We start from the raw sequence: 25,933 nt of genomic DNA, 5'->3' as shown, positions 1-25,933 counted from the left end.
GAAAACAAGCGAACTTGCCTATCATTTCTGGTACATTCTTTAATTCAATAAATTCGGATTCAGACCATAATATGGGCGTTGCCTGCGGCCCGGGATCACGCTGCAAATACTCGCCCAGGCCCACGCGCGTAGGCCTACACAACGCCGTGGGCTTTCCGCTGCAATCCCTAACACTGCTAACCGCACTACCCATCAAACCGGGCGTTAAACCCAACCAACCCCCAATCTATTTCCCATTCCTTTCAAATTTTACAACGTGGTTACTGATGGGCTTTATTGTTTTCAAATAAGCGTAAATTGCTTCCAGATCGGACACTTTCATGCTGCCATATCTCCACCACGGCATAATGGTTTGAAATTCGCCCGGTTTTACCGGTGCCGGCTGCATTTTACCATTGACAAATTGAGTAAAGCGACTTACAAATTGCTCTTTTGTCCAGCTACCAATGCCTGTTTCCTTATCGGGCGTAATATTAGCTGAAAACACTTTGCTTCCACCGGGTACTATATAACCTTGTCCGCCGGCAAAAGCCATAGCCTCGTTCAATTTACCTTTATCTGATTGCGTGTGGCATTCTTTACAGGCCGCGGCGTTAAGCAAATAGGCTCCATATTTAACAGTGTCTTCCGGATTTGGGATATTACCCAACGCAGCTTTTTGCGGCATGGTATGCACAATAACATTCAGCGGAAAATCGAGCTGATGACCCGGATAATTTTTGCCGCTCGGTTTTAAGGTGCGTATATAGGCTATAATGGAATAAAGGTCTTCCCTGTCCATTTTTGCGTAATAAGGCCATGGCATTATCGGAAATATAGCCGACCCATCTTTTTTAACACCAGTGGTCATTGCCCTGAAGATTTCGCCATCAGTCCAGTTACTTAGGTTTAAAGGAGTAATATTAGGCGAATAAACCGTGCCGGGGAAACCTGCTGAAGCATCAAATTTTTCACCGCCGGCACCGGAAACTGTAGAATCTGAAGGGCCTGCAAATTTATCCCAACTGCGGATAGAATGACAATCCAGACAAACCGTTACATTATTGGCCAGATACTTGCCGCGGGCAATGCGTTGTGGCGTGGCATCAACTTTAATAGCTTCGGGTTGGCCCACATTAGGCAATGCCAGGGTTATGTAAGAGACGCCGGCAACAGCAACAAGAACAAGCGCTATAATTGTATAGGCCGTCCATTTTAAAAACTTTTTCATTCAAATTTTTACTAGTGATAGGTTGTAAAATCAAAAAAGCCGCGAATTAGTTATATCCCCGGCCTCTCCGTTAATTATTATAAGGTCGATCAGTCAACTTTTTTGATAGATGAAGCACCCGATTTATCGTTATTCACGGTAGATGGGGAACCTTTATACTCAATTTCGGAAGCACCACTGGTATGCACATTCAGTGTTTTAAGCACATTGATCTTACAATGTCCAATGCCCGATGTTTCAATATCATAGTCACCAACAACAAAATCAAAGGCGTCTACTTTACCGGCTCCGCTCAGGTCAATTTTGTGCGATGCAGCCTGGCCTGTAAGGTGTACTTCTGTGGCGCCACTGCCATCGGTTGAAACATTGGCCGCGTTAAGGTCAAGCGTAACTTTAGTAGCACCTGAAAGATCAAGCTTGAAATCTTTAGCGTTGACCTTGCCATTAGAATTAACTTCAACCGCACCCGAAGCTTTAATTTCTTCAAGGTTTTTCACGCCGATGTTAATAACCATATCACCAGGATCGCAGAAATTCTTTTTTGATTTAATATGTAATACACCACCTTCAACCGAAGTTGAAATATATTTGATCAGGTTATCGTCGGCTTTGATATCGATAGTTAACGAACTATCCTGTTTCAGGTGTACTTTAAAAGCGCCCGAGATCTCAACTTTTTTAAAATCTTCGGCCTTGCGCTTTTCCGTAGTTTGATTTCCTGAGCCGTGCACACATCTATAATTGCATGATGATAATATGCCGGTAGCTACAAAAGCACTTACTATAGTGAAGGTAAAAAGGTATTTTTTCATGGTTTTGATGTTATGACGCCGGTTGGCAGTTTAGTGTTACATCAAAATTAAAAAAAGCTATCACATTTTAGATGATAGCTTTTGAATATATGATGGACTTTTGTAAAAGTAAGATATTAAAGACCTGCAAATTCGTTTTCAACGGTGTATTTAGCAGGAGCGTTGGTTACCTTATCTGTAAAGTTTACGGCTGCAAATGCGTTATTATTTACAAATGATTCGCGGGTATGGTTCAGAGTGTAAACATCGGCAGTACCGGTAAACTCGGCTTTAGCTTTGTCATTAACGTTTACTGTTGCAGCATAAGTATCAACATTTAATTTAGCAGATGCATTGTCATAAAGATTAACGTTAAGCTCAAGGGCTGCAAGTTTTCCGAATGATTTAACTTCGGCATTGTCATAAGCATTGATAGCTTTAAGATCATTTGCAGTTACCCAAACTACCAGTTTTTCGTTTTTGTACGAGGTGATACGTAAGGTACCGTTGTTGTTTTGTACCAATGCGCTTTCTGAGTAATATTGGTTATAAACTTTAACATTGTCGTTATCGCCGGCAGATACATATACTTCAACGTTACCGCGAACTTCGATCTTATTGATCTTGCTTACGTTGTTTAAAACTACGGCTGCGCCGTTATCTTTTTTGGTTGCTGCGTTAGCTGCAGTTGATACTCCAAGTGCTAAAACTAAAGAGGTTGCGATTGTTAATATTGTAGTTTTCATGATAATTAATATTTTGATTGTCAATTATTTGTGTTTCTATTTCATTTAATACACAGATAAGACGCCCCCATTTTTAAAACGTTACAGGCATTTCGGGCTAATTAGATGTACACCGGGTTTTAGTCGGCGAACAGCGGAATTACATCGGTAAACAGCGGAAGAATTTTTGTGCGCAGATATGCAGATTTCAGATGTGCAGATGAAAAATGATGACGGCAATGCTATTAATGCCATTCGAAACCCTCTTTAATTGGGGCTGCTATAAACGCAAAAAGCGTTATTGTTCAATAACGCTTTATACATTAACAAAAGAAGATATCTATGTCACCTCCGATAGAGTTTATCCCTTCCTCACACCTTTTAAATACAGGTTCAGCTTTTCGATGTTTTGCTTTAAGCCTTCATCAGCTTTAAATGTTTTTACTACCTGTACAAACTGCTCATGCGTTTCAAAAAGCATGTGCCAGCTCAAAAAGGTTTGCTCTCCCCGTTCTGTCAAACTCAATGGTTGCAACAAACTTCGGACTGCTGACATGCTCGTATACTATCTTTTTAAGTGGAATAACTTCTTTAAATACACTCTTATTTTTATAATCTGTCCCATCGGGGCCATGCATCACCAAATCCCACTCTCCTCCAGGTTTAATTTCCATTTTACTAATGGTATTAGTGAAGCCGTTGGGCCCCCACCACTGGGCAATATGTTCGGGTTGGGTCCAAACTTCCCATACCAGCTCAACCGGGGCATCTAAAGTTCTGGTTAAGCGCAGTTCACGATCTGCAGTGCTACTTTGATTGTTTTCCATTTCTTTCATTTTTTAGGTTTACTACATATTTCTCAAGATTATCCAATTTATTTTCCCAGTGCTGGCGATATTGATCAACCCAAACTGATATTTCGCCAAGCTGATCAAGCCGGGCTTCGCAGACCCTATCGCGGCCCTGCTGTTTAACGTTTATCAAACCGCAATCGGCCAGGATCTGGATATGCAGTGAAATTGCCTGCCGTGTAACATCAAAGTTTGCAGCTATCGCATTCACGTTATGCGGCTGTGCAGCAATCATATTGATAATCGCTCTTCGGGTGGGGTCGGCTATCGCCTGGTAAACATCTCGTCTGGCTTTCATAATTACGCAAGTAAGCACTTGCAAATATAAATGCAAGCATTTGCTTGCGCAAGTATTTTTTGAAAATAGTTTTATTCAATAAAAAACAAAAAACGTCGCCACCCTATTAAAGGTAACGACGCTCCAGAAAACAATTTGAGGTCAGTTCAATTTACCATGGCAGTTCTTCCCCCAGGTGAATAAAACGGCCGTTAGGGCCATCTTCGCCAATAAGTGCCAGTTCAACACTGGTTTTGGCGCCGTCAGGAACAGTCATGGGTGCATGTTCAACGCTACCCAGTTCTGTTTGTACCCAACCCGGATGGGCCGAGTTTACTTTAATTTTAGTGCCTTTCAACTCGTCGGCCAAAAGAACGGTAAACACATTCAGAGCTGTTTTTGATGCAGCGTATGATAAACGTTTAAAATCAGCTATCGGACTACCTTCAGTTGCATGCAATGTCAATGAACCTAAAATGCTTGAAAGATTAACTATACGACCGGCATCGCTCTTTTTAAGCAGCCGAAGTAACTCGTTAGTAAGGTATACAATGCTAAACAGGTTGGTATTAAAGATATATTCAAATTCATCGGCGGTTGTAGCAACGGTCTTTTTAACAAAAAGATCATCTTCTTTAGGACCGACACCGGCGTTATTTACCAAGATATCCAGTTTGCCAAATTGTTTTTCGATGTAAGCAGCAACTGCTTTTCTTTCACCGGCATTGGTAACATCCAGTTGAACGCCGTATGCTTCAATCCCTTGTTCGGTTAATTGGGTCGCAGTTTCTTTGGCAGCGCTTAGTTTACGGGCAGCCACTATAACGGCCACACCTTTTTCTCCTAATTGTTTGGCGGTTTCAAAACCTATACCGCGATTTGCGCCTGTAATTAAGGCTATTTTTTTATTGACATGATATTTTTATTTATTGTTGAGTGAATGGTGTGATTAATTAGTTTGCTGCAACATGATCATGGTCGGTACCGGTTGATACTTCAATCCATTGATCAATTTCTTCGCTTGTTTTTTCAGCATTGGCTTTATACATGCCTACAGCATCTTTACCAATAGGTAGGTGCAGCGGAGGGTTTTCATTATGAGCGATATCAACTACCACCCTGGCTAGTTTTCTTGGATCGCCAGGTTGATTACCATGTAGCTGATTTGCTCCTGCCCTCATTGGGCCAACAGTAGCAGCGTAATCATCAATGACGTTTTTTGCGGCGCTGTATGATTCGGCACTCAAGAACTCGGTGCTAAACAAACCCGGTTCCACCACAGTTACTTTAATATTAAGCGGTGCAAGCTCAACGGCAAGGCCTTTTGAAATTCCCTCAACCGCAAATTTTGTAGAACCATATAAAGCCCAGCCAGGTATGGCATCAAAGCCAAACAGGGAAGAAACATTGATGATATGACCTGATCTTTGGGCGCGCAGATGAGGTAACACAGCACGCACTACGTTAAGCAGGCCAAATACATTGGTTTCGTACTGTGCCTTTACTTCGGCATCTGTAGCTTCTTCAATGGCAGTCACAATGCCGTAACCTGCATTATTGATTACCACATCTATTTTACCAAAACGGAGCAAACCTTCGGCAACTGCAGCCTTAACCTGTGCTTCATTGGTTACATCCATAGTAACAACCAATAGGTTAGGATTATCATTTAATGAGGTGGCAAGCTGATCGGCTTTGCTGCGCACGGTTGCTATTACTTTATCACCTGCGGCCAATGCTGTTTTTGCTATCTCTAAACCAAAGCCTTTTGAAGCGCCGGTTACTAATATTACTTTTTGAGTTTTCATGATGTTGTTTGTTTTATTGTGCTTTATTTTTTAGACTTTTTAGTCGTTTTTGTCATTAAAAAAACCCGTTCCCGGTTATTGTATTTATCTTCATTGCCTCTGATTAAAAACGACCAAAAAGTCTGTTATCAATCAAAAAAATTATTTCAACTCGTATTCTTTTAATTCGGTTTTAAGCATGCGTACAAGGCTGTTCATATATCTACTGCTTCCGGTAACCCTTGATACCAGCATCCCGCCTTCCAGCAGTGCAAACATTTTGAGTGCATAATCTGCGGCGTTTATTTCAGGGGATATTTCGCCATCAGCAACGCCTTTATTGATGATCTCAACAAAGTCCTTCTGCCCTGCCTCAATCATTGCTTTAAGTCTCTGTTTAAGGACAGGATTATTATCATCGGCCTCAACACCAAAATTAAGTATCGGACAGCCACCTTCTATGTATGAATCTATCGGGTCTTTATATATATCAATAAAGGCATGGATTTTCTTAATGGCTGTTTTTTCTTTAGCCATAACAGTGTTTACTTTGTCGCTCAATTTATCGAGCAGATAATTAACCATTACGCTGGCAATTTCGTCCTTGCTTTCAAAGTGACCATAAAGCCCACCTTTAGCCATTTTTGTTGCCGCCAAAATATCATCAATGGTAGTACCGGCTATACCTTTTTCATTAAAGATCGGCGCTGCCGTCTCGATAATGAATTGCCTGGTTCTTTCTGCTTTGCCCATTGTTGTTTTTGTTTAACGAATCAAAATTCGACTAAAAAGTCTAAAATAGAAATTATATTTTGTTTGATGACATTAGGATGAAGGAAGGGTTTGTAAATGTTTAAATCCGCGGACCCTGAAGGTAAAATTACATTATGAATAACAGGCCTGTGACCCTGAGCTTGTCGGAGGGTCGCGCGCAGAGGCCTCGCCCACCATGCTTCGAGGACCTACCCATGACATAATAATTTAAGCAGGTACAAGTTCCCTATTTAATTCAAAGGCGAGTTTTTCTAATCGCCTTTGTTTCTGTTCCTTAATGATATTTTCATAGGCTTGCAGCCCTTTTTCCACAAAGTCGGCTCCTTTTACAATTAAACGCCAGTATTGAGCGGCCAGTTTTCTGGCCGTTGCTTTAATAGCTATTGCCGGACCTTTTCTGCCTCTTAATCTTCTTGCAAATGAACCCCAGCCGATATACTTGCTGTTCAATAATCCATGGGCCATTTGTTTGAATATTTGCCCAACGGCCGGTTTACCCTTACTTTTACTTTTGTTCTTTTTCCCTGAACGGTCCTGGCCGGGAGATAAACCAAGCCAGCTTGTGAAATGTTTTTCACTTGGCCATCGGCTAAGATCCGAACCCACCTCTGTGTATAACTGTAACCAGTTGTAATCTGTAATACCCGGAAGTTTAGTTGCATCCTTACCATCAAATATTTTTAACAGATGATCTCCCAGGTTGTTGATATGAGGTTTGTTGTGACGGATCGCCTTGCGTTTTCCTTCGCTTATTCCCGGCGGCAGGTTCTTATCCCTGTTGATCCGTTGTAAAACACTATCAATCTGGCTGTCGCATTCCATTATCTGGCCTTGATAAAAACCATAAGCCTTATAGGCCTGACCTAATGAAAAAAGCCCTTGCGCTGTATAATGACCTTGCAGGGCTTTCAATAGCTCTTCCCCTTTATTCTCCCTGATCTTTTTATGGCAAAGTGAAAACAACTTATCAGGATCTCGCTCGCCTTGCAGTATCGCATCGATTAACGCCATCCCGCTTACTCCATGGACCTGGCTTAATACCTCCGGCAAACGGATATTCATTTCTATCAGGGCCTTCTGCATGTGTTGCACATGCATGGCCGCACTCCGAAGATGATCTTCACGAAGGCGCTGATAACTACGCAATTCTTTGATATGACCTTCGGATACATAACAGCGGTTCAGCAAGCCATAACTATGCAATTGCTGTATCCACTGACAATCTTTTACATCTGTTTTCCTGCCTGGTAACTGGCGGGTCTGTCTTCCGTCAACAAGCCACACATCCAATCCCCCATCTAAAAGAATATCGTAAAGTACATACCAGTATACTCCTGTGGCTTCCATTGCCACTGTACTTACCTTATGCTCCAATAAATAGTTCTTAAGTGATACCAGATCACTGGTGAAAGTCTCAAACGAACGAACCGGCTGGCCTTCAAGACCCACAAATACCTTGCGGGCTCCAATATCTATACCTGCCGCATGAAAATGCATCTTTTCCATACTTATAACGCTTTTTAAACCGTGCCCGAAGGAGTTTAAAGAAAAGACAGGCTACCCATCGGACAAATCACCCACACAAGGGATCGTACCATACCTTCAGACTCTTGCTTCGGAACCATACTCAGCAACAGGCAATAAGCACTATAACTCGGTCGGCCACACTGCACGGTTCAGCAAATCTATGTCATTTCACCTTCAGAGGCCACGGATTTAAACACTCAGAATGACAGTCGTTTTTAGTTTATGATCTGGCGCTCATTTGCGACGGGTGCGTAACCTGGGTTTGCGTTTACAACGCAACTGACAACAAAAAAAGCCGCCCCTTTCAAGGCGGCTACACTTTATATAATTGACTCAAAAAAATGGCTGTTATAAAGTTGCAAATTGATCAACCGCTGGCTTGGTTTCTTTATTCAAAGTTTCGGTAGCGTGAGTGTATGCAAGGCCGTTGCTGTTCACATTTGAAGTTGCGTTACGGATTAAGCTATACTCATTGGTGTTACCTTTAAGCTCGGCTTTGGCATTACCGCTTAGGGTGATGCTGGCGCTATAAGTATCCAGGTTAAGATTGGCAGATGCATTGTTGTTTAATTTAACATCAAGCTCGATGCCTGAAAGACTGCCGAATGATTTAATATCGGCATTATCATAAGCGTTAATGGCGCTCAATTGGTTTGCAGTTACCCAAACTACCAATTTTTCGGCTTTATATGATGAGATGCGCAATACGCCTTTTTGTGACTGAACCAGAGCGTTTTCAGAATAGTAGCGGTTGTAAACTTTTACCTGGTCGGCCGGGCCGCTTGATATATAAAGTTCAACATTGCCGTAAACTTCAATTTTGTTGATTTTGCTGATGTCGGTTAAAATGATGCCTGCATCAGTTTTAGCATTATTTGCAGATGCGATGTTTGCGAAGCCAAGTACCATAAACAGTACGGTAGCGATGGCGGTCAATGTAGTTTTCATGGTATTAATATTTTGATTGTCAAGTGATTATTATTTTATTTCATTGAATACATACATATGACGATCTCAAATAAAAAACGTTACAGCAGGTTTGGCCTAATTAGCTGTAGGGCAGGTTTTTGTCGGTAAAGGGGTGATTTTTCCCGGTGAAATGGGGGAGAAAATTTGAGGGGTAAATTCCAACAGGTCGTACCGAACTTGTTTCACTGTTGTCCGGTAAAGATTTTTTAGGGAAAAAGGAAGGGATAGCCGAAAGACTACCCCTTTGTGTTGATATTTGAGTTACCACACTTAAATACACAACATGAGCAAAAGTACTTTTTTACCGGACAGCCGGTCCTGAATCAGTTATTAGGTTTAATAGATCGTAATAATGTTCGATCATTAGCAAGACGTGGGGATCACGATCTCTACTACCGTTACTTTGATACCTATACACATCTTGTAACGATGCTTTACTGCGTTTTTAACAGATGCACCAGCAGCAGAGAAGTAATCAGCGGCATGAAAGCAAGCCTGCATAAGCTTCATCATATCGGTATAAGTAAATGTCCGGCCAGAAGCACCTTATGTGATGCTAATGCCCAGCGTAGCTTTGAAGTATTCGCCCGTATTTATGATAACCTGTATAGGCGACACAAGCAGCTTTTACCGGACAGCCGATTAAAGATCGACCCTAAGCTATTCATTGCCGATTCTTCAACAATTACCTTATTTCAGCAAATATTGAAAGCCCCAAGCCCGGGAAAGGCCAACGGTAAGAGAAAAGGCGGGATCAAAGTTCATACGCTCATTAAGGCAGCAGATGATGTACCGCTGAAAATTAGCTTCACGGCAGCCAGCGCTAACGATATGCCCTTCCTTAAAGAGATCAAACTCGAACCAGGTTCCTTTATCGTTTTCGATAAAGGTTACGTAGACTATTCTGAATATCAAAGAATGACAAATGAAGGCGTATTCTTTGTCACCAGGCAGAAAAAAGATGCCAAATACTCAACAATGTGGCTGAATGAGCTTAGCGAACAAAGCAAGGCACACGGTGTCATCGAAGATAAACTACTCCTCCAGGGCACACGTACTCAAAAAGAGGGTATCCAGTTGGAGATTCGCCTGGTTACTTTCTTTGACAAAGAAACCGAAAGGACATTTGAGTTTTTAACCAATAATTTCTCGTTACCACCTGAAGCTATTGCCGATCTTTATAAGAAACGATGGCTTATTGAAATACTATTTAAGCGGGTAAAGCAAAATTTCCCGCTTAAATACTTCCTGGGGGATAATGAGAATGCAATCAAAATACAGATATGGTGCGCTTTTATTGCCGATCTTCTAATCAAAATTGTCCAGGTACAACTCAAAAGACAATGGTCTTTCTCTAATCTGAGTTCTATTATAAGACTCCATCTGATGAGTTATATCCACCTATTTAACTTTCTGAACGATCCGGAGAAACTGTCCGTCATGTCAACAAATCACTCACGGCAACTAAAATTGGGGGGCTTGGACATCCGCTTTAAAACCTAAATCCTTCTTTTTATATCATAATGCAGTCTTTTTATAACAATAACAAACTTTACCGGACAACAGTGAACTTGTTTCGGCACCTCACGTGCTACATTTACGCGCGCCGATCAAAGATGTAGACTTCTCTTGTGGGATCATGAAACAAGTTCAGGACGACAGTGGAGCATAAAATGCTTATTATTTGATCAACTTAAATAATAAGCCTCACCGTCGGTCTTAATCTTCCCTGCATCGAGCAGCAGGCGTACGGCCTCCATTTTTTCTTTTTCGGTACCGATGTTGATCCCGGTTATCAGTCCGCCGATATCGGGGTTGCTAATACTAAGCAATTGTACTATTTCGGTGGTGATGTTGTCGAAAATTTCGTCTTGATTTACCCTGCGTTTTTCCTCAAGGCAAACATCGCAGATCCCACATTTACGACCATTTGGCTCATCAAAATAAGCCAGCAACATCTGGCTCCGGCAGCGTTTATGAATGGCGTAGGCAAAAACAGCTTCCATTTTTTGACGGTACACTTCTTTGCGCTGCTCAATATATTTCCTGTCGATAGTGAGGTGACTGCCCTGTATCCGTGGTTTTAAATAGGTAACCTGGGGCTTATCTGTTTGCTGCATATAGCTTATCAGGCCGTATTGCTGCAACTGTAACATCCCCTCAATAACCTGCTGAACGCTTAAACCTGTTCGCCTTGCGATATCAAACTCCTTGATACGTACATAATTTTCAAACGCGCCACCGTATGAGCGCAGCAGGGTTTTGATAAACGGGTCCCAGCCGGCGTTCTGGATCTGGAAGTTGTATAGTTGTTCGTTAACTACCTCAAACTGAAAACGCGAGGGCAAAAATACGCTTTCGTTAAAAGCCAGGTATTCATCACGCTCTAAAAACTTAAGGGCGTTGAGTGTTTTAATAGCATCGAGTTTAAAGCGGCTACAAAATTCGCCAAGGTCGAGATCAAAGCTTAAACCCTCGCCGGCCTCATAAGCCACCTGGTAATAATTGGCCAGGTTGTGGTATACCTGCTTAATTTCCTCAACCGATGGAAAATTAAGCTCATACATCTTTTCCTGTTTAAGCTTATCGGCAGGGTTATATAGCAGCACGCCAAAGGCTTTATTACCATCGCGCCCGCCCCGGCCGGCTTCCTGGTAATAGGCTTCCAAACTTTCCGGGATATCCTTGTGGATCACAAACCGTACATCCGGCTTATCTATCCCCATACCAAAAGCATTGGTAGCTACAATCACCCGTACCCGGTTATTTTTCCAGGCCTCCTGCTTTTCGGCGCGCTGGTCAACAGTCAGGCCTGCGTTGTAATAATCGGCCCGTATACCGTTATCCGTCAGGAACTTTGCTATCTCAAAAGTTTCCTTCCTGCTCCGTACATATACAATGCCGCTTCCCTTAACACCGCGTACGATATTGAGCATTTTACGGAACTTATCTTCTTCATGCTGCACCACATAACGGATATTGCGTCGTTCAAAACTTTGCTGGTAAACTACCGGGTTTTTGAATTTTAGCTTTTCCTGAATATCGGCCTTAACATCGGCGGTAGCTGTTGCTGTAAGCGCAAGCACGGGCACGTTGGGATGCAGCTCCCGCAGATCGGCAATATGCAGGTACGGCGGCCTGAAATCGTAACCCCATTGCGAAATACAATGCGCCTCGTCCACCGCGAAAAGGTTTACTTTCATGTACTTCACCCGCTCGCGCACCAATTCGCTCAGCAGGCGCTCGGGCGACAGGTACAGGAACTTTACCGAACCATAAATGCAATTATCCAGCGCCAGGTCTATCTCACGGCGACCCATTCCCGATACTATGGATATCGCGTTGATGCCTTTGGCCCGCAGGTTTTCAACCTGGTCTTTCATGAGCGCAATAAGCGGCGACACCACTATACAGATCCCCTCTTTAGCCAACGCCGGCACCTGGAAACAAACTGATTTACCGCCACCGGTAGGTAACAGCGCCAAAGTATCATTTCCTAATAAAACAGACTGGATGATCTCGGCCTGCATGGGCCTGAAAGTATCATGGTTCCAGTATTGTTTTAATATTTCTTCGATGGTCATGGGTAAACGCTGACCTCAAAACTATTAAATTTAAGGGAAATTTGGGCGGGTTATGGATAGAACGTTAAGGTCGGAATCAGAATTTATAGAATTAAGGATTTACAGATGCAAAGAAAATTCGAAATCGAACATCTGAAATCCCAAATTATCATTGTGGGCGTTACCTTCGGTCCGCGCTATCCGCTCATACTGCGCAGGCCTTAGCCGCTTGGCCGGTATCCGCTACTATAGCTAACGCAAAACAGGTAGTTAATTAAAACTCCATCAACCATTTATAAAACCCAGGCCAGTCGCCGTTCCATTGCTTTTCATTGTGGGTTGCACCTTTGATTATCGTGACCGGCGCATTTTCGGGTTTTACCCCTCTTGATTTCAGCAAATCAGCCATCTTTTGCATGTCAGCAACCATGCTCTCACTTTCGGCATCACCGCAAACAAAATAAAATCGGCTCATTTTATTTATTGTAGCCTGTTGCGCCTGGTCATAAATCTGCGGCGCGATCCAGAACGCGGGCGAAAATACTCCTGCATTTCCAAACACCCCGGGATATTTAAGTGCCGCATACATCGAGATAAGTCCGCCCATGGAGCTGCCCGCAATGGTTGTGTGCGCGGCATCAGTTTGGGTACGGTAATGAGCATCAATATATGGCTTAAGCTCTTTAATCAAAAATTGAACATAATCGTCTCCCCTGCCTTCACCATATTTTGAATTATACGGGTCATACTCGGTTATGCGGTACTCGCCTCCATGATCGATACCTACTATAATACTTTCCTGCCGTACTGGTATTTTATCCATCATTTCATCAATGCCCCATTCGCCATAGCTTGAGGTGTAATCGTCAAAAAGGTTTTGACCGTCGTGCATGTAAATTACCGGGTATTTCTTTTTGCCTGCATCGTACCCGGCCGGCAGATAGATCCAAACCCTCCGCTGCCTGCCTAATTGCGGCATCTGAAATTTTTCGCTGATCAAATGTACCCTCGCTGTAGCGGTATGTTTCTTTTCGGGTACGCCAAAGTTATCCTGCCAGGCTTCAATGTCCAGCTTAATAGTTGTATCTGCGGTTATTTTTAGGTTGCGGTTATCAATGGGCTTGCCAGCAACATCGCATTCAACGGAGTTCCAACTGCCACGGGTCACTTTAAAATGCACGATACCAACCGGCAGTTCTTTGTTCAACACATAATTCCCGGCCGGGGTTTTGAGCAGTTCCCAGTTTTTATCAGCAGGATTCCAGCCGTTAAAATCGCCCGCCAGGAACAGGTGTTCAGACGAGCTTTTCAGGGTTGCTATTTTGCCGGTAAAAAAGGAGATTTTCACCTGGCTAAAAAGCAAAAAATTTTGTCCAAAAAGCAAAAACGCGCAGAAAATTATTTTTTTCATTATCATAAAAAGCTAAAAACCGGGAACGTTGCCGGGAACGTTCCCGGAAATAGGTTGCATAAAAGTAAAATCACCTATTGTGTACACCTGACACTTACTTATTTCACAAATATGCGTTTAAATCTAAATTTCGCATAAAAACAATAATTTTTCCCACTATTTTAATAAATTTCAGTATTTCTTTAAAGTTAAAGAAGCCTTAATTAAACGCTTTAAAATTATCTTTTATATAAAATTTGCAATTGATATTTGTAAATGTAAATTAGTCGCATGCTGTTTCGGCCACAATAATAAACCAATTATAGACGGCAAAATAAGCCTTTTTTTATTCATAAAAATCAATAAGTAAATGAGAAAAAATTACTCAAAAAAGTATGTTCTTCTTTGTGCTTTCCTGATGATGTCATTCATGGCGTTTTCACAAACCGGGAGTATTAAAGGAAAGGTATCTGACGAAACCAACCAGCCCCTCCCCGGTGCTACGGTTACCGTCGATGGTACCACTATTGGTTCAACTACCGACGCTAATGGTAACTATGCCATTAACAATGTTAAAGCCGGTACTTACACCCTAAGCGTAAAATTTATCGGTTATATTACCATCAAAAAAACAGTAACCGTTAACGGTGCTACGGTCGAAAACTTCAGCCTCGCTCCCGAAAGCAAAAGCCTTAACGAGGTAGTAGTTATAGGTTACGGTACCCAGCGTAAAAAAGATCTTTCAGGCGCAATCACCAATGTAACCGCTAAAGATTTTCAAAAAGGCGTTATTACTACCCCCGAGCAATTAATTGCCGGTAAGGTTGCAGGTGTATCCGTAATATCAAACAGCGGCGCGCCTGGTGCAGGTAGCAAGATCCGTATTCGCGGTGGTGCTTCCTTGTCTGCCAGCAACGACCCGCTTATTGTTATTGATGGCGTGCCGTTGGATAACGCCCGCAACGCCGACGGTACTTCAAAAATATCCGGTGTTGCCGACCCTTTAAGTCTAATAAATCCTAATGACATCGAGTCGTTTTCAGTATTAAAAGATGCATCAGCTACCGCCATTTATGGTAATAGGGCATCAAACGGCGTAATTTTGATTACAACTAAAAAAGGTAAAAAGGGAAAACCAACTGTCGATTTCAGTTCGCAATTTTCCGTATCCAAATTAGGCAAGGAAGTTAGTGTTTTAACCGCCGATCAATTGCGTGATTATGTTAAAGCTAATGGCACAACCGCTCAACAAGCTTTATTGGGTACAGCAAATACCGACTGGCAAAAGCAAATATATCAAACCGCACAAACCACCGATAATAACATCAGTGTATCTGGCGCTACCAAGGTATTACCATACCGTGTTTCGGCAGGGTACCTTAACCAGGAAGGTATTTTAAAAACCGGCTCATTAAGGCGTTTTACTGGTGCTATTAATTTAAGCCCAAGCTTTTTTACTGATCACCTGAAAGTTAATTTAAACGTTAAAGGCGCAAATGTAAAGCAAAGGTTTGCCAATCAGGACGCTATTGGCTCGGCAGTTAGCTTTAATCCTACCCTTCCGGTATATTCGGGCAATAACCGTTTTGGCGGATACTATGAGTGGCTTGACCCATCTTCGGTTAACGGCCTTAAATCACTCGCGCCTTTAAACCCGCTTGGTTTATTGGAACAACGCGATGATAAAAGTAATGTTTACCGCAGCATCGGCAACTTAACCTTAGATTATAAATTCCATTTCCTTCCTGAGCTGCATGCTAACGTGAACCTTGGTTATGACGTATCAAACGGTCGTGGCACTGTGTTTGTAAACGATAGCGCTGCATCTGGCTATAAAAGATATAAAGATGCCGCCGGGGTTTTCCATGGCGGTACAAACACTCAATACAAACAATTGCAGTCAAATAAAATATTTGAAGGCTATCTGAGCTATGCTAAAGATATAAAAGACATTAAAAGCCATATCGATGCGGTAGCAGGTTATTCATACCAGGATTTCAAAACTACAACTTACAATTTTCCTGATGTGACTGCCGATGGTACAATTGTATCAAAACCAGTTTATCCTTTCGATAAACCCGAAAACCGGCTGATATCAGTTTATGGCCGTGTAAATTATATTTATGACGATAAATACATTTTAACAGGTACAGTAAGAAGAGACGGATCATCAAAGTTTGCACCAGACAGAAGATATGGTACCTTTCCATCCGCGGCCTTTGCATGGAAAATGATCCAGGAAGATTTTCTTAAAGGATCAAAAGTTTTATCTGACCTGAAATTGCGCTTAGGTTATGGCAAAACAGGCCAGCAGGATATCGGCGAGAATTATAGCTATATATCATATTACAACCTCAGCAACAATACTGCTCAGTACCAGTTAGGCGATAAGTTTTATAACTTGTACCGCCCGGGTGGCTATTATCCTAACAGAACCTGGGAAGAAACCACATCCGCCAACGTTGGTTTTGACTTTGGCTTTGCCGACAACCGTATTACCGGTACTATTGATTATTACCACAGGAAAACTTCTAACCTGCTCAACAGGATCTCCCAGCCTGCAGGTTCAAACTTCTCAAACGAGATTGTTGCTAACATTGGCGATGCAACCAGCAGCGGTGTTGAATTTAATATCAATGCTGATATAATCAGGAGTACCGATCTCACCTGGAGTGTTGGCCTTAACGCTACTTATAACCAAAACAAAATCACCAAACTTACTATAGCACCAGATCCAAGCTATGCAGGTAGCCCTACCGGCGGCATTTCTGGCGGAACCGGTCAAAACATCCAGATCAACTCAGTAAACTATCCACGCTATTCATTTTATGTGTACCAGCAGGTTTATGGCCCGGACGGCAGGCCTCTTGATGGCGTATTTGTTGACAGAAACAAAGATGGGGTGATCAATGACCAGGACCTGTACCATTATAAAAGCCCTGATCCTAAAGGCTACTTTGGTTTAACATCAAATGTAAACTACAAAAAATGGTCGGCAGGTTTTACTGCACGGGCGAGTGTAGGAAACTACGCATATAACAACGTGTTTTCAAGCACTGGCACCCAAAGAAGCATCATTAACCCTATCGGTGTTATAAACAATGGATCAACCAATGTACTGCAAAGCGGTTTGACCGGAAACAGTGATAAAAATGTGCTGTCAGATTACTATATCCAAAACGCTTCATTTATCCGTATGGACAATATAAACGTAGGTTACAATTTTGGTAAAGTATTCAAAAATACCGGAAACTTAAGATTAAGCGCTAACGTGCAAAATGTGTTTGTAATTACTAAATATAAAGGTGTTGACCCTGAAATAGGAACAGGTATCGATAACAACCTGTATCCGCGGCCACGTACCTATGTTTTAGGGCTTAATTTATCACTATAACCTTATAGCTGATCATTTTAAAAGAAATCAACATGAAAAGAAATTCAATAAAACTTATAATAATCGGCGGCCTGATAGCCGCAGGTTCAGTATCATGCAATAAAAAGCTTGACCTGATCCCTACAAACGACCTGACATCGGCACAGGTTTATAATTCTCCGGAAGGTTACAAACAGGCATTTGCTAAAGTATATGCCGCATATGCATTAACAGGCAATTCAGGTCCTGCTGGTAATGGCGATGTTCAGGGTATTGATGAAGGAACATCCGATTTTTATCGTTTAATGTGGTGTGCAGAAGAACTACCCACTGATGAAGCCGTAGTTGGGTGGGGCGACCCCGGTCTGCCCGACTTTCACAATATGTCCTGGTCATCAAGCAACTTGTTCCTGAAAGGCATTTATTACAGAGCAGTTTACCAGATAACGCTGGCTAACGATTTTATCTCGTCAGTCAACAGATGCTAACCTGAGCAGCAGGGGCATTTCAAGAGCTAATGCCACCAATATAAAAATGTATGCTGCTGAGGCACGTTTCTTAAGAGCTTATCAGTATTCGGTATTAATGGACCTTTTTGCAAATCCTCCGTTTGTTACCGAAAATGATGCCCTTGGATCAACCTTACCAAAACAAATAACCCGCAAAGACCTATTTAATTATATTGAAAGTGAACTCAAAGCGATTGACGGAACTTTAGCAAAACCCCGGGCCAACGAATATGGTCGTGCCGACCAGGCTGCCGAGTGGGCATTGCTGGCCAGGATTTACCTGAATGCCGAAGTTTATACTGGCACTGCACGTTATACTGACGCTATCACTTACTCAAAGAAAGTTATTGAAAACGGCGGTTACAAATTGATCAGTGATTATACTAAACTGATGCGCGCCGACAATAACGTAAATACAGATGAGTTTATCTTAACCATTAACTACGATGGCTTGCGCACGCAAAGCTACGGCGGTGCTACCTTTATGACCCACGCGCCTGTTGGTGGCTCAATGCCGGCGGCTGATTATGGTATTAGCGGCGGATGGGCTGGTTTGCGTACCACCAAAGCTTTGGTAAACCTGTTTCCAAATGGTGCTTCAAGTGCCGATAAACGTGCCCAGTTTTATACCAACGGGCAAAACCTTGAAATTTCAGATATCAGCACCTTTACAGATGGATATGCTATTTCAAAATTCAAAAACGTGAAAATAGCGGATGGCAAACCGGGTTCAAGCCTTGATTATGCAGATATGGACCTTCCCATTTTCAGGCTTGCAGAACAATACTTAATATATGCCGAAGCAACAACAAGGGGCGGCACAGGCGGCGATATGGGCCTTGCTGTAAGTTATATCAATAAGCTGCGTGAAAGAGCCTATGGCAATGCAAGCGGCAATGTAACCAGCATCACAACAGACCAGATCCTCGATGAAAGGGGCCGCGAACTGTATTGGGAAGGCTTCCGCCGTACCGACCTGATCAGGTACAAAAAGTTTGTTGAATCCAGCTACCTGTGGCCTTTTAAAGGCGGCTCGAAAGATGGCAAAGGTGTTGAAAGCTACCGCACCATTTATCCATTACCAACAAGTGATGTTGCAGCCAACCCTAATCTGAAACAAAATACAGGATATTAAAATATACCGGGAGATGTTCACAAGCATCTCCCGCAAAACCATAAAACCTAAAAAGGATATGAAAAAAATATTTACCACGCTCCTGGCAATTGGCGGTATCGCGCTGCTGATGCTGGCATCATGTAAAAAAGATGAAGTAAAGGTTGTAGCAAACGTGGGCAAAGTAGGCGCTTTAACATCAACAACAACCGCCCCTGAACTTTCAAAGCCCAACGCTAATAATGATGCTATTACCTTTAGCTGGGCCGCAACCCCGGTAACTGGTTACAATGCCCCTATCACCTATACTATACAGTTAGATGTAAAAGGCAATAGTTTTAAAAACGCAAGAGAAGTAAGCACCGATAAGCTTACCCAAACGCTTAAAGTGGGTGTGCTTAACGATATGTTAACAGCATTGAAGCTATCTTATGACAACCCATCGCAAGTTGAGGTGCGCATTAAATCATCAGCGGCTCCAAACCTGGCTGCTACCTACTCAAACGTTATTACATTAACTGTATTACCATACCAAGGTACAGGCTATATTTATGTTCCCGGTGCTTACCAGGGATGGGACCCCAAAACTGCCGATAGTCTTACTTCGCCAAATAATGACGGTGTGTATGATGGTTATATCGGTTTCCCTGCAGGTAAGCTTGAATTTAAACTTACTCCTAAAAAGGTATGGGACGTTGCATACGGAGATGCAGGCAGCGGAAAAATAAGTACTACCGGCGGTAACCTTTCAGTACCTGCCGCAGGATACTATGCATTGCATGCTGTTATTGATCAAAACGATAAAACAAAAGGCACATTTACTGCTACCCCTGTGTTCTGGAGCATTATCGGCGATGCTACCCCCGGCGGCTGGAGTACCGATACAGATATGCTTTATGATGCCACCACCAAAACCTGGAGCGTTACAGTTGCTTTAATTGCCGGCAAGGATATGAAATTCAGGTTTAATCACAGCTGGGATTTAAACTTAGGCGGAACGCCAGCGGCGCTTACACCAGGCGGAGGTAATTATACCATAACAACCGCCGGTACGTACAAAATAGTACTAGATACTAAGGCCAACACCTTTACTATTATTAAGCTTTAAGCTTAACCACTTCAGTTGATTGATTTATTTATATGGCCCCGCACGGTGAAAACCTGCGGGGTTTCTTATCTGAACCTTGATTTGCCTGATTTTAGGATTATAGGATGATTGAAAATACGGTGATTTCAACGTTTTAAAGATAACCTGATTAACCACGAATATTAACATGGCTCTTCTTTTGATAAGATCAATCCCCCAAAAGCATATGATATCAAGGAAATTCTCAAATCCTAAAAATCAAGGTTAAGACAGAAAAAAGCGATGAGGTCATCCCCCATCGCCTTTTTATTTAAGTAATTTTTTCTTCTATGACCTATGATCCATCAACTATGAACCATATAAATTTACCGGTTTGCTATCTCCACATACTCTTTAGAGGTGGCACCAACGTAAATCTGGCGCGGACGACCGATAGGTTCTTTGTTTTCTTTCATTTCTTTCCACTGAGCTATCCATCCTGGTAAACGGCCAAGCGCAAACAGTACAGTGAACATATCTGTAGGGAAGCCTAAGGCGCGGTAAATGATACCGGAGTAAAAATCAACGTTAGGATAAAGTTTACGCTCAACAAAGTAAGGATCTTTCAGGGCAACTTCTTCCAGTTTTTTCGCTATTTCCAATACCTCATCGTTGATGCCCAGTTTTTCTAAAATATCATCACATGCCTTTTTGATGATCCTTGCACGCGGATCAAAGTTTTTATAAACACGGTGACCAAAACCCATTAAACGGAAAGGATCGTTTTTGTCTTTAGCCTTAGCAATCCATTTATCAGTATCACCACCATCTTCTTTGATCTTCTCCAGCATTTCAATTACAGCCTGGTTGGCGCCGCCATGTAATGGTCCCCAAAGCGCTGAAATACCTGCAGATACCGAAGCATAAATATTGGAATCAGACGAACCTACTATACGAACGGTAGAAGCAGAACAGTTTTGCTCATGATCGGCATGTAAAATTAACAGCTTGTTCATAGCATCAATAACCACCGGATCGATCTCCACCTCCTCTGTACGCTGACCAAAAGTCATGTGCAGGAAGTTGGTAACGTAATCGTATTTATTTTGGGGATATATAACAGGGTGCCCTAACGATTTTTTATAGATCCACGAGACCACGGTAGCCATTTTAGCAAGCATTTTAATAATGCTTTGGTTAAGTTCTTCGGTGGTTTGGGATGGCTTTAATGATTCGGGATAAAAAGCCGATAATGCAGATACCAATGACGACAACTGCCCCATCGGGTGCGATTTTGACGGAAAACCATCAAAAAACTTTTTCATGTCCTCATGCACCAAAGTATGGCGGCTTAGCTCGTACTGGAAAGATTTTAGCTTTTCGGCAGATGGCAGCTCGCCATAGATCAGCAAATAAGCAACTTCAATAAATGATGATTTTTCGGCTAACTGCTCAATTGGATAACCACGATATTTAAGTATTCCTTGCTCGCCATCTAAAAAGTAATGGCGCTTTTGGTAGCGCCTGTATTTTTGTACCCGATGTCAAGTGTTACATAACCGGTTTGATCGCGAAGCTTAGAAATATCGATTGCCTTTTCACCTTCAGTGCCCTCAATTACCGGGAGCTCAAATGTTTTATCACCAATTTTTAGTTGTGCTGTTTCCGCCATAGAAATTTGTATCTGCAACAAATGTAAATAAATCTGCGTATTAATAACCGCTAATATAATTTACTGTTTGTAAAAATTTTCGGCCAAATTTATTATTTTACAACCTGTATTTGTGCTTATAGACGTTAATAATTGATTAAAAAATTACTGCAAAACATGTCGTTAAAAGGTAACTCATTGGTAATGATCCAAAACCAAGCTACCGTTTACCGCCTTTTACTCATAGGCTTATTTATTGCAAGTCCCTCGTTACACTATCTTTGCTTCCACAATTCTTACGATCCGTTTTGGCTAAGGGCGATAAACTGTTTTTTTTGTGCTATAACGCTATTTTTTTCTTTCGGTAACAATAAAATTTTTTACAAAGCGGGGATTTTTGCAACCGTTTTGTCTTTCCTGGTCATAAACAACTGCATTTTACTTGCCAAAAACGGGTTTGAACATGTGTACCTGTTTAGCGCAATAACCATTTTTATTGCCCTAACCCTTTTTTGCAAAAAAAGCAGGGAATTCATAATTATCTGCGAAGCTAACCTTGCGGCTATTATAACCGCCTATTTTACCGCACCCAGGCTTGCCATTTCGCCCGCAGTGCTGATAGTGCTTATTTTGGTTTTCACTGTAATAGCCTATGTCTCATTTTTAGTGGTGATGGCTTATCAATACCAGTTAAAAAATGCTGTTAATAACGTAATGAAGCTTAACCAAAGCCTTATAGTTAATGATGCCAAGCTGCGTGAAAGTCGTAATCATCTCAACGCGCTCATTAACTCGTTAAATGACATCATTTTTGAGTTTGATGAAAACAAAACCTGTATTAACGTATGGTTTAATGAAATGACCGAGCGCGTAGTTGATCCGCGGATAGCGATTGGCAAAACGCTCGATAAGGTAGTGGGCCCGCAAAAAGCCGAGAAGTATGACAGGGCTTTAAACTATGTAATAGAAAACCGCAAACCCATATCAATAGAGTTTTTATCAGACTACGAAAGCGGACATTCCTTTACAGCTAACTTTACCCCCGTATTTGATAAAACAACAGGTTATACCGGCCGGATCTCGGCTTCAGTAGTGGATATAACCGAACAAAAGAAATATGAACGGGCCCTTAAAGAAAACGAAGATCAGTTACTGGAAGCTCAAAACATTGCTAAAATAGGCAACTGGTGGTATGACCACGAGAGTAAGGAAACATTTTGGTCGGCCAACCTCAATGACCTGCTCGGGATTGAAGATATCCCCACAGGCATGAACCACTTTCAATATTATATAAGCCTGGTACATCCTGACGACAGGGAGAACGTTTTTGAATACCTTGCATCCATCCGCACAACAACACAAAACCAACTTGAGCATAAATTTATCACACCGGCGGGCAACTTAAAATATATCAGGATCCAACGCGGCGAAAAGAAATTACTGTCAGACACAGTTACACGCACATTTGGCATTATCCAGGATATTACCGAGGCCCGCCTTGCCGATAAAGCGGTTAAACTAAGCCAGCTTGAACTGATGGAAGCCCAGGCCATTGCTAAAATAGGCAACTGGAAATATGACGTCGCGTCGCGTCGCCTGTCCTGGTCGGAAGAGTTGAACGGCATTTATGAACTTAACCAGGATACCTCTTCATGCCAGCGCTGTTTTATAAAGTTGCTGCTTAAGCATGTACATCCTAACGACAGGTTTATTGTCAGGAGCTTATTGCGTAACGAGTTAAGCAACATGGATTCATCCTATGAATACCGCATCATAACTACTGGCGGCAATATCAAACACCTGAGCATTATAGCGGGCAAACGTCTGTATAATGACGACGGAAGTGTGCGTAAAATTATAGGTACCCTGCAGGATATTACGGAACGCAAGCAGGCTGAGCTTGATTTCAGAAACGTTGAAAGCAAATACCGGCGGGTATTAGAAACTGTTAATATGATAGCAATAACGGTTAACGACAGTGGCATTGTTACCTTTTGCAACAAATACCTGGCAAACCTGGTAGGATATAGTCAAGCCGAGATCATTGGCATGAATTGGATGGACAATTTTATTCCCGATGATCTGAAAGATTTTTTAAAGAACTGGTTTATAAATGACAGTTTTTTACCGCATTACATTAACCCTATTATTTGCCGTAACGGCGAGCAACGGATAATAAGCTGGCAAAATACGGTTTTTTATGACGAAAACGGCGTTTTTAAGGAGACCACAGCGCTTGGCGAAGACATAACAGACCAGGAGAAAGCGCGGCAGGACCTGATCTGGGCTAAAGAAATGGCCGAAAAGTCGTCTAAGTTCAAGTCGGAATTTTTATCCATCATGAGCCATGAGATCCGTACGCCGATGAACGCGGTTATTGGCACAACCAACCTGTTACTTGACGAAAACCCAAGGCCCGACCAGGTGGAATACCTCAATACGCTCAAGTTTTCGGGCGAAAACCTGCTGGCCATTATCAATGACATTTTAGATTATAATAAGATTGAGGCTGGCAAACTGCAACTAAATAACTCACGGTTCAACATTCACCAGCTAATCCATAAAATAAAGCAATCTTTTGAGCCGAAGGCGGCCGAAAAAAACTAAGACTTGAATTGATAGCAGATGATACCATTCCCGGAGATTTAATTGGTGATGCGATGCGACTGAGTCAGATACTTAATAATCTGATCAGTAATGCCATTAAATTTACACATACAGGTAAGGTTATTATCCGGTTGGATAAGGATGTGATAACCCCAAACACCGTTAATATTAAATTTGCGGTTGCCGATACAGGTATAGGCATTTCGCCCGAAAGCTTCAACATTGTTTTTGATCCTTTTATGCAGGACCAACAGGTAATTGATAATGACTATGGAGGTACCGGTTTAGGCCTCGCTATTACCAAACGGCTGGTTGAGCTGCATAAAGGTACAATTGCAGTATCAAGCGAACTGGGTAAGGGTACCACATTTAGTTTTGCTATAAATTTCGCCCTCGCCCCCGAAACCACCGCTCTGAAACAGGGTGCTGTTACGGCTAATGCTCCAACCAACAATTTACAGGGCATGAATATTTTAGTTGTTGACGACAACAAAATGAACCTGATGATAGCCGGCAAATTTTTAAGACGCTGGAATGCCCACGTTCACGAAGCATTAAACGGGCAAATAGCTGTTGACCTGGCTAATCAAAATTCTTATGACCTTATTATTATGGACCTGCAAATGCCAGTTATGAACGGCTTTGAAGCAACGGCGGTGATTAAACAAAAACAGCCCGATTTGCCCATCATAGCCCTAACGGCCGACGCCATGCCCGAAACCTACCAACAAGCGCTGGAAGCGGGCATGTGTGATTATCTGACTAAACCTTTTGTTCCTGAAGTACTGTACAGCAAATTGGTAAAACATATCAGGCAATCAGTGTAACTTCGGATTTCGGATGTTCGATTTTGGATCGAGGCGAAAGGTAAAAGCCTAAAGGCTAAAGGTTTAAAAACCTCCGCTAGTCGAAGTCCCCGCTATTCGAAGCCTATGCCTTCGAATAAACTATACCCGGAGTTTGTAACTCCAGCCCTGCACACTAATGAAATCATGTCACAATAACCTATGTACGTGGTTGCAAACTACATACATAAATCCTCCGTAGACGAAGTCTACGGGCAGCGAAGCAATCAGTATACAAATCGCTTTAAAATATCATAAAATCCTTCAATCATGAAAATCCTGGTTCAAAATAAAAAAGCGATAGGGATCGCCTATCGCTTTAAATATGATCAACGAAATCAACGTAATCAGTGAGATCAACGATCTTAGTTAATCTGTTCTTTCACCGTTCCGCACTCTTTCATATGTTCCGGAAAATAGGGATTTACAATTGGTTTTGTTGACGAAAGCCAGTACCCCCTTTTCCGCCATCGGCCATTGGGCAAAAATCAACATAAATTGGCGCCGACTTGAATTTCGCACCTTTTACCAAAGCGATAACATCTTTACTTAATACCAAAAACGCTTCACGCTGGGCTTTGATATCTGCTGCATTGCTTATCTGGTGCGCCACAGCAGCTGTTTCGCTGCAACCTTTTATACCCGAAAGCTTACCTTCCAAAGCTGTAGCGGCTGTTTTTATGCCGGTGGGGTCCGATTTAATAAACTCATCTTTTAAAGCGATATAAGCCTTAAAAACATCACTGGTGTTACCTGTATCTGCAACCTGGGTTTCCGCTTCAGGCTTTGCAGCAACTGTCGTATCCACTTTAGCAGTATCCTGTTGTTTGGCAGGCTGATTACATGCAGCGGCAACGGCTAAAGCCGCTAAAAAACAAAATCCTTTAATTATTTTCATATTACA

20 protein-coding genes and 1 pseudogene are annotated in these 25,933 nt (G+C 42.2%); 7 read left to right on the top strand and 14 right to left on the bottom strand.

Annotation, left to right across the window (positions count from 1 at the left end; translation table 11 throughout):
* Positions 1-226: 226 nt before the first annotated feature.
* The 10 genes from ACRQ5D_RS19890 to ACRQ5D_RS19845 all read right to left on the bottom strand — a co-directional run bounded on the left by ACRQ5D_RS19890 (position 227) and on the right by ACRQ5D_RS19845 (position 8,890).
* Complete coding sequence (locus tag ACRQ5D_RS19890) at positions 227-1,210, bottom strand: c-type cytochrome (protein ID WP_091176395.1); 984 nt, start codon at positions 1,208-1,210, stop codon at positions 227-229.
* Positions 1,211-1,299: 89 nt separating this feature from the next.
* The gene (locus ACRQ5D_RS19885; RefSeq protein WP_091176397.1) at positions 1,300-2,022 is read right to left on the bottom strand and encodes a head GIN domain-containing protein; all 723 of its coding nucleotides are present in this window, start codon (positions 2,020-2,022) and stop codon (positions 1,300-1,302) included.
* Positions 2,023-2,138: 116 nt separating this feature from the next.
* The gene (locus ACRQ5D_RS19880; RefSeq protein WP_091176400.1) at positions 2,139-2,747 is read right to left on the bottom strand and encodes a GIN domain-containing protein; all 609 of its coding nucleotides are present in this window, start codon (positions 2,745-2,747) and stop codon (positions 2,139-2,141) included.
* A 449-nt stretch (positions 2,748-3,196) separates the two neighbouring features.
* Positions 3,197-3,553: an SRPBCC domain-containing protein gene (locus tag ACRQ5D_RS19875; protein WP_432326355.1), complete on the bottom strand. Its 357-nt coding sequence runs from the start codon at positions 3,551-3,553 to the stop codon at positions 3,197-3,199.
* On the bottom strand, positions 3,534-3,875 hold the full coding sequence (locus tag ACRQ5D_RS19870) for an ArsR/SmtB family transcription factor (RefSeq protein ID WP_090524524.1): 342 nt from the start codon (positions 3,873-3,875) through the stop codon (positions 3,534-3,536). The genes ACRQ5D_RS19875 and ACRQ5D_RS19870 overlap by 20 nt, the downstream gene beginning before the upstream one ends.
* Before the next feature lie 151 nt (positions 3,876-4,026).
* Positions 4,027-4,746 carry an SDR family oxidoreductase gene (locus ACRQ5D_RS19865; protein ID WP_432329815.1) on the bottom strand — a complete coding sequence of 240 codons (720 nt, stop codon included), beginning with the start codon at positions 4,744-4,746 and terminating at the stop codon, positions 4,027-4,029.
* 61 nt (positions 4,747-4,807) lie between these two features.
* Positions 4,808-5,662: an oxidoreductase gene (locus ACRQ5D_RS19860; protein ID WP_091176405.1), complete on the bottom strand. Its 855-nt coding sequence runs from the start codon at positions 5,660-5,662 to the stop codon at positions 4,808-4,810.
* Between the two features lie 141 nt (positions 5,663-5,803).
* On the bottom strand, positions 5,804-6,394 hold the full coding sequence (locus ACRQ5D_RS19855; RefSeq protein ID WP_091176408.1) for a TetR/AcrR family transcriptional regulator: 591 nt from the start codon (positions 6,392-6,394) through the stop codon (positions 5,804-5,806).
* Positions 6,395-6,622: 228 nt separating this feature from the next.
* Positions 6,623-7,921 carry an IS110 family transposase gene (locus ACRQ5D_RS19850; protein ID WP_431199432.1) on the bottom strand — a complete coding sequence of 433 codons (1,299 nt, stop codon included), beginning with the start codon at positions 7,919-7,921 and terminating at the stop codon, positions 6,623-6,625.
* 369 nt (positions 7,922-8,290) lie between these two features.
* Positions 8,291-8,890 carry a GIN domain-containing protein gene (locus ACRQ5D_RS19845; RefSeq protein ID WP_091176637.1) on the bottom strand — a complete coding sequence of 200 codons (600 nt, stop codon included), beginning with the start codon at positions 8,888-8,890 and terminating at the stop codon, positions 8,291-8,293.
* Between the two features lie 267 nt (positions 8,891-9,157).
* Between ACRQ5D_RS19845 and ACRQ5D_RS19840 the strand changes: the two genes are divergently transcribed.
* The gene (locus ACRQ5D_RS19840) at positions 9,158-10,414 is read left to right on the top strand and encodes an IS4 family transposase (protein WP_431199200.1); all 1,257 of its coding nucleotides are present in this window, start codon (positions 9,158-9,160) and stop codon (positions 10,412-10,414) included.
* Positions 10,415-10,599: 185 nt separating this feature from the next.
* Here the strand turns inward: ACRQ5D_RS19840 and ACRQ5D_RS19835 are convergent, their stop codons facing one another.
* Together ACRQ5D_RS19835 and ACRQ5D_RS19830 are read right to left on the bottom strand one after the other, a co-directional pair.
* Positions 10,600-12,495, bottom strand: coding sequence for a RecQ family ATP-dependent DNA helicase (locus ACRQ5D_RS19835; RefSeq protein ID WP_091171572.1), 1,896 nt, complete (start codon positions 12,493-12,495; stop codon positions 10,600-10,602).
* A 253-nt stretch (positions 12,496-12,748) separates the two neighbouring features.
* Positions 12,749-13,885: an alpha/beta hydrolase gene (locus ACRQ5D_RS19830; protein ID WP_176844521.1), complete on the bottom strand. Its 1,137-nt coding sequence runs from the start codon at positions 13,883-13,885 to the stop codon at positions 12,749-12,751.
* Between the two features lie 349 nt (positions 13,886-14,234).
* On the opposite strand from ACRQ5D_RS19830, the gene ACRQ5D_RS19825 reads away from it, so the two are divergent.
* From ACRQ5D_RS19825 to ACRQ5D_RS19810, 4 genes are read left to right on the top strand one after another with little or no spacing between them, the layout of a single operon-like run.
* Positions 14,235-17,258: a SusC/RagA family TonB-linked outer membrane protein gene (locus ACRQ5D_RS19825; protein WP_432326351.1), complete on the top strand. Its 3,024-nt coding sequence runs from the start codon at positions 14,235-14,237 to the stop codon at positions 17,256-17,258.
* Between the two features lie 32 nt (positions 17,259-17,290).
* Positions 17,291-17,725 (top strand): hypothetical protein, encoded by a 435-nt coding sequence (locus ACRQ5D_RS19820; RefSeq protein WP_432326350.1) that lies wholly within the window; start codon positions 17,291-17,293, stop codon positions 17,723-17,725.
* A 46-nt stretch (positions 17,726-17,771) separates the two neighbouring features.
* Positions 17,772-18,881: a RagB/SusD family nutrient uptake outer membrane protein gene (locus tag ACRQ5D_RS19815; RefSeq protein WP_432326348.1), complete on the top strand. Its 1,110-nt coding sequence runs from the start codon at positions 17,772-17,774 to the stop codon at positions 18,879-18,881.
* A gap of 58 nt (positions 18,882-18,939) precedes the next feature.
* The gene (locus ACRQ5D_RS19810; protein ID WP_176844520.1) at positions 18,940-19,968 is read left to right on the top strand and encodes a SusE domain-containing protein; all 1,029 of its coding nucleotides are present in this window, start codon (positions 18,940-18,942) and stop codon (positions 19,966-19,968) included.
* A gap of 344 nt (positions 19,969-20,312) precedes the next feature.
* Here ACRQ5D_RS19810 and ACRQ5D_RS19805 read toward each other — a convergent pair.
* Positions 20,313-21,598, bottom strand: a pseudogene (locus ACRQ5D_RS19805) (citrate synthase).
* Positions 21,599-21,985: 387 nt separating this feature from the next.
* Here ACRQ5D_RS19805 and ACRQ5D_RS19800 point away from each other — a divergent pair.
* Both ACRQ5D_RS19800 and ACRQ5D_RS19795 read left to right on the top strand, forming a co-directional pair.
* Positions 21,986-24,184, top strand: coding sequence for a PAS domain S-box protein (locus ACRQ5D_RS19800; RefSeq protein ID WP_431200246.1), 2,199 nt, complete (start codon positions 21,986-21,988; stop codon positions 24,182-24,184).
* Positions 24,185-24,192: 8 nt separating this feature from the next.
* On the top strand, positions 24,193-25,011 hold the full coding sequence (locus ACRQ5D_RS19795; protein ID WP_431200245.1) for a response regulator: 819 nt from the start codon (positions 24,193-24,195) through the stop codon (positions 25,009-25,011).
* A 442-nt stretch (positions 25,012-25,453) separates the two neighbouring features.
* Here ACRQ5D_RS19795 and ACRQ5D_RS19790 read toward each other — a convergent pair whose 3' ends face one another.
* On the bottom strand, positions 25,454-25,927 hold the full coding sequence (locus ACRQ5D_RS19790) for a DUF3347 domain-containing protein (protein WP_431200244.1): 474 nt from the start codon (positions 25,925-25,927) through the stop codon (positions 25,454-25,456).
* Positions 25,928-25,933: the final 6 nt, after the last annotated feature.

Source organism: Mucilaginibacter sp. P25 (genome assembly GCF_050859465.1).
In the GTDB taxonomy this organism is placed as follows: Bacteria; Bacteroidota; Bacteroidia; order Sphingobacteriales; family Sphingobacteriaceae; genus Mucilaginibacter; species Mucilaginibacter gossypii.
Note: the sequence above shows the minus strand (reverse complement) of the source record. Positions and strands in the feature narration are given on the sequence as shown.